The sequence below is a fragment of the Candidatus Eisenbacteria bacterium genome (assembly GCA_013140805.1).
GTDB lineage: Bacteria > Eisenbacteria > RBG-16-71-46 > RBG-16-71-46 > RBG-16-71-46 > JABFRW01.
Map to the genome: position 1 here is coordinate 1 of JABFRW010000122.1, position 5,691 is coordinate 5,691.

Here is a 5,691-nt window from a genome sequence, read left to right on the forward strand (position 1 = left end):
GCCCGCGTTCGTGCGCAAGTCGCGCCAGTGCATCGCGCAGCGCCGCGGGATCGCCGGCCGCCACGACCAGGCCGTTCTCGCCGTCCCGCACCAGCTCGGCCATCCCCGGGACGCGCGAAACCACGACCGCGCAGCCGTGCGACATCGCCTCGAGCACGACGTTGGGAAATCCCTCGCCTCGGCGCGAAGCGAGCACCACACACGCTGCCGCCCGATACTCGGCGGCCAGTTCGTGCGCGGCGAGGAAGCCACGAAAGCGTGCATCGAGCCCGTGATGACTCGCGCGGGCCTCGAGCCGCTCACGTTCCGGTCCGTCGCCAATGATGGTGAGCAGCCCCTGCATGCCGGCCACCGCATCGATCACCACGTCGACACCCTTGTCGGCAATGAGCCGGCCGACCGCGAGCACCCGCCCGCCGCGCGTTTCGAAGTTGGTCTCCGCGGGCATCTCGATTCCGTTCGGCACCGCCGCGAGGCGCGGCTCGAGCCGCCGCCAGCGGTCCGACGCCTCGCCCAGTTCGGCCTGCAGCACGGTCGCGATGTCGTGGCTCTGCACGAGCACGCCACGTGCCTCGTCCCACACCGCCGGGCTCGTCCAGCGCGTGAACCATGAGCGCCGCAGCCGGATCTCCCCTTCACCCCGTACCCACACCACCGCGGGGATTCCGAATGCGCGTTGCGCACGGACGCCGGCGTAGCCGCTCACGAAGGTCTGGAAACACAGCATCAGGTCGGGTCGCGGATCGAGCGTACGAACCGCCTCGCGAATCGCAGCGACGTCCGCGAACGTGCGGTGGATCGGAACCCGAGACGCCGCGATCCGGACCACATCGAATCCATCCCGATGCTCGGGCGCCCCCGAACTCGCGGGCGTGCCGCGCGTGATCACCGTGACCTGGTGCGAAGCCGCGAGCCGTCGCGCCCATTGCTCGGCCTGCAGTTCGGCCCCTCCCACCACGCCCGGCGGAAACTGTCCGATCAGGATCGCGAGATTCATCGACCGGCGGCGGCGGCGCGGATCCCGCTCGGCACGGACGGAACGGCGAACGAGTCGAGCGACTCGCGCGGCCGATCGACGTAGCACTGAGCCCACAACTCGAGGCACAGCAGTGCCCACACCTTGCGGTCGCGTCGCTCGTCCTCGCCGGGGCCGCGCAGCAGTCGCTCGACCTCACGCGCCTCGAACCAGCCGCGACGACTCGATCGCGAATCGAGCAACAGCTCGCGCGCCAGATCGCCGAGGTCGCCTTTGAGCCAGTGCCCGAGCGGGACTCCGAAACCCTGCTTGCCGCGCGCCAGGATCTCGGGCGGCAGCAGATCGCGTACCGCCTCGCGCAGGATCCACTTGGTGGTGTCGCCGCGCAGCTTGTATTCGAACGGGATGCCCGCCACGAACTCCATCACCTTGTGATCGAGCAGCGGCACGCGGACTTCGAGCGAGGTCAGCATCGAAGCGCGATCCACCTTGTGCAGCACGTCGTCCACCATGTAGGTCTGGGTGTCGAGATTGAGCAACGCCGGCAGATCGCCGACTGCGGCGGCGGCCGCCGCGTGCTTGAGTCGATGCGCGGCATAGGGATCGTGGCCCGCGAGCCCGGACGTGAATTCGCGCGACAGGACGCGATTCAGTTCCTCGGGCGGGAAGAACGACATCGCCTCGAGATGGCGGTCGCCGACGCTCAGGGCGAGGCGTCGCAGCTTGCGCCGCAGCGAGCTGCCCGGCGGCCAGCCGCGAGTGCCGCGTTCGAGCGCCCGGCGCAGCGGCAGGGGAATGTCGTCGAGTGCCGCGAGGCTGCGCGCCCACGGGTACGTCACATAGCCGCCATAGGCCTCGTCACCGCCATCCCCGGACAGCGCGACCGTGACCGAACGTCTCGCCATCTCGGAAACGTAGTAGGTCGGAATGATCGAGGCGTCCGCGAACGGCTCGTCGCACTGCCACAGCAGGCGCGGCAACACCTCGGCCGCATCCGGGCGCACCACGTACTCCTGGTGATCGGTCCCGATGTGACGCGCCACGCGCCGCGCGTGTTCCAGCTCGTCGCCACCCGGGAAGCCTTCGAAGCCGATCGAGAACGTCTTGACCGGACTGCCGACCGCCTGCTGCATGAGCGCGACGACCGCGCTCGAGTCGATCCCCCCCGACAGGAACGCGCCGAGCGGCACGTCCGCGACCAGCCGCAATCGCACCGCCTCCGACAGCAGCGCGCGCAGGCGCTCGCGGTAGTACTCGGCCGAGTGGCCGCGATCGGGCTCGATCGGCAGCGACCAGTAACGCTCGACGCGCGGGCCGTTCGCGTCACAGATCAGCCGATGCGCGGGTGGCAGCTTGAAGACACCACGCCACGGGGTCCGGGGCGACGGGATGTACTGAAACGTGAGGTACTCGGCGATCGCCTGCGCGTCCAGATCGCGCGGCACCGAAGGATCGAGCAACAGGGCCTTGAGCTCGGAGGCGAACACCAGCCGCTGACCATCGTCGTGCCAGTAGAGCGGCTTGATCCCGAGCCGGTCGCGGGCGATCAGCAGTCGTCGCCGGTTGCGATCGAACAGCCCGAACGCGAACATTCCGCGCAGGTGGTGCAGCAGCTCGTCACCATGTTCCTCGTAGAGATGCAGCAGCGCCTCGGTGTCGCTCGAGCCGCGGAAGCGATGGCCGCGCGCCGCGAGCGTCGAGCGGATCTCGGGCCATTCGTAGAGCTCGCCGTTGTACGTCACCCACAGCGACTCGTCCTCGTTGGGCATCGGCTGGTGGCCGCCCGGCGAAAGGTCGACGATCGCGAGCCGCCGGTGCGCGAGCCCGACCGGGCCATCGATCCACACGTCGGAATCGTCGGGGCCACGGTGGCGCATCGCCAGCGCCTGGCGCTGCAGCAGCCCGCGGTCGGCGGGCGCATCGCTGCGGTAGTGAAAGACTCCGGCGATTCCGCACATGGGTCAGTGTCCCTCGCTGGGAGTGACACGCACTCCCTCGGCGGGATCGCGACCCTCGACGCGCACGCGCACGCGCCCGACGGTCCATCCCGAGTAGTAGTCGTCGTCGAAAAAGTAGTCGCTCAGGCGGTAGTTCGGATAGGGGGCCTGCCGAATGAAGCGGACCTTCACATCGTAGTCGCCGGGGGCGGCATCGGCGGGAATCCGCACCGAGAAACTGTCCGCGATCACCTCCGACTCGCGCCACAGGTCGACGCCGTAGTCGCCGCCGACCGGTAGGTGGTCGTCGCGGAACCGGTAGCGCTCCCCGCGCCCGCTCTCGATCACCTTGCGCGCGGGCTTGGAGATCCAGCGGGGCGGCGCGAACCCCACCGGCAGTTCGCGATCAAAGCGCACCGCGACCAGGTAGGAGCCACGCGGGAGCGCGTGCGGGGTGCGCCACGCGGCCACCCCTCGCAGCGTGTCTCCCCGGGCCGCGACCGCCGGCGCAATCCGGAATCCCTGCAGCGCCGGAACATCGTCGTCGATTCGGCGTGCCACGCCCCCCCGCTCGGGATCGAAGTGCTTCACGTAGGGGCGCGGCGGCGGGGCGCTCTCGAGACGGTCGAGCGCCGCGCGGTGGATGCGGTAGACGACAAAGTCACCGTGATCCAACAGCGGCTCGAAAGCGGCCGGAGCTGCGTCGAGCCGAGCGCGCATCGGGCCGAACCAGGCGTGGCGCGCGGCCCAGTAGATGAGGACGTGCTCCTGCACGAATCGATCGTTCAGCACCACCATGGTCGCGCCCCATCGATCCACCACCTCACGCACGCGATCCCACGAAGCGTGGGGGTCGAGCGCGTCGCGCGCATCGAGCATGCGATCGATCGCGAGCGGGTCGTTCGGCGAGCTGTGTTGGTCGAGCAGTGTCACCACCGCATGCCGCGTCACCATCGGGATGGTGTACGAGGTGATGGGGTCCGACAGCACCACCTGGCGATCCGCAGGCGTGCGATCGAGCCACCGCAGTTCGGATTCCCAGCGCCGAAAACTCCACGCACGTTCGGAGCGCGCGAAGCGCTCCGGATCGCGCAACACCTGAGCCGCATCCGAGAAGGCCGGCCAACCGAGCAACGCCATCGCGGCGAGACGGATCGCGGCGCCTCGCGCGTGCGGCCCGCGAAGCTCCGCGAGCGATCGCGCGACCCACCAGCCGAGCAGCGGAGCGATCGGCACCATCCACACGCTGCGCAGCAGCAGGTAGCCGAGCCGCGGATGGAGCAGCGCCACCACGGGTGGCAGCGCCAGAAGTGTCGCGACCAGCACCGAAGTGGTGAGCAGGTAGAGCACCGCCGGTTGCTCCCGTCCGACGCGCCACAGCGCGACGACTGAGAGCGGGATCACCACCCACCACACCCCCATCCAGTCCCACACGATACCGAGATTCATGACGCGAACGCCGTCCCACAGCGTCATCAAACCCTGCGGCTCGGTGTGAATGAGATTCACCGGGGCGTAGGACTGAGTGGCACGCCATGCGAGGTACGGCGCGAGCACCGCTCCGATCACCACCGCGGTCGCGAGCAGGCGGCGCAGGGTCGCGTCGATCGCGCGCGCGCGCGCTGCGAGTCCGATCGCGAACGCGCCGAGCGCCATCGCCAGTTGAAGTCCGTACCAGACGTGCGTGGTGACCGCCGCGAGTCCGAGCGCTGCGGCGGCGAAACGCGTCGCCGGGGCTCGCTGCTTGAGATCCGCGAGCACCGCGACCACGCACGCCAGCGAAAGCTGGTCACCGAGCTTGGTCGAGAACACCGCCTCGCGCAGGTACGGTTCAGCGAATGATCCGCCGTAGGTGAGCAGCAGCGCCCACGCGGCCGCCGCAGCGCCGATCGCACCTGCGAGCACGAAGCCGAACGCCGCCACGTTGAGCGCGAACAACGGCACCAGCAGAGTCGGCAGCAACCGCCAGGTGTCGACCGGGTCGGTGCGCGAGAGCTGCGAGACCAATGCGACCTGGGGATGCCACAGGCCCTTGCGTGGATCGGCCCCATGCGAACCCGCGTCGACGTAGTAGACATCGAGCGGAAACACCTGGCCGGTCGCGACCATGCGCCGGATGGTCGCGATGTGATCGGGGGAATCCGAGGAATACCCGAGCGGGCCGCCGAGGCGCGCGGCATTCCAGCCCCCGGTCGCGAGCGCCAGCATCAGGGCGATCGTGGCCGCGCGACTCCATCCGGGCGCGCGAGCCGCTGCGGGGGTCGCGCGGGCACGTCGGCCGATGATCCACACCGTGACCCACAGCGCGGCGTCGAGCGCGAGCAGCGCGCGCGCGAGCACCAGAAACGACATGCCGCTCGCGTGCGCGATCAACAGCCAGAGCGCATTCCACGCGACCGCGAAGCCAAGCGCCCAGCCGGCCGCGAGTCGCGCGCCGCCGGGCGGTACGACTCCGAGTGCACAAGCCGCGAAGCCCGGCGCGACCACGAGTGCGAAGCCCGCCGCGGCGACCCGCACCGCCGCCGGGGCGGCATCGAGCGCTCCGGCCAGCAGCAGTGCATGAAGCGCGACTCCGAGCAGTCCCGGAATCGCGTAGCGACGCTCGATCAAGAGGCCGCCTGCCATGCGTACAGCACCACACCGTCGTTCTCATAGACGCGGCGCCACTCGGCGGGCAATCGCGGCTCCGGTTCAGGCTCTCCGTCGTCGCCGATTTTGCGGTGCACGAACACCAGCGTGCGGGCGAGCGATCGAAACAGCGAGCGTGAGCGCTCGGAC

General features: G+C 69.8%; 4 protein-coding genes. All 4 read right to left on the bottom strand.

Annotation, left to right across the window (positions count from 1 at the left end; all coding sequences use genetic code 11):
* Positions 1-997 (bottom strand): glycosyltransferase family 4 protein (locus HOP12_09840; GenBank protein NOT34457.1); only part of this gene is annotated, 997 nt, incomplete at its 3' end.
* Positions 994-2,934, bottom strand: a complete 1,941-nt coding sequence (gene asnB, locus HOP12_09845) for an asparagine synthase (glutamine-hydrolyzing) (GenBank protein ID NOT34458.1) — start codon at positions 2,932-2,934, stop codon at positions 994-996. The genes asnB and HOP12_09840, both read right to left, overlap by 4 nt.
* 3 nt (positions 2,935-2,937) lie before the next feature.
* A complete protein-coding gene (locus HOP12_09850; protein NOT34459.1) occupies positions 2,938-5,538 on the bottom strand; it encodes a hypothetical protein in 2,601 nt (866 codons plus the stop codon).
* Positions 5,520-5,691: hypothetical protein (locus HOP12_09855; protein ID NOT34460.1), on the bottom strand; the 172-nt coding region annotated here is incomplete at its 5' end. The genes HOP12_09855 and HOP12_09850, both read right to left, overlap by 19 nt.

Excerpts from the sequence above, each read along its gene's own strand:
- asnB (NOT34458.1), bottom strand. The coding sequence starts at position 2,934 with ATGTGCGGAATCGCCGGAGTCTTTCACTACCGCAGCGATGCGCCCGCC.
- HOP12_09850 (NOT34459.1), bottom strand. The coding sequence starts at position 5,538 with ATGGCAGGCGGCCTCTTGATCGAGCGTCGCTACGCGATTCCGGGACTG.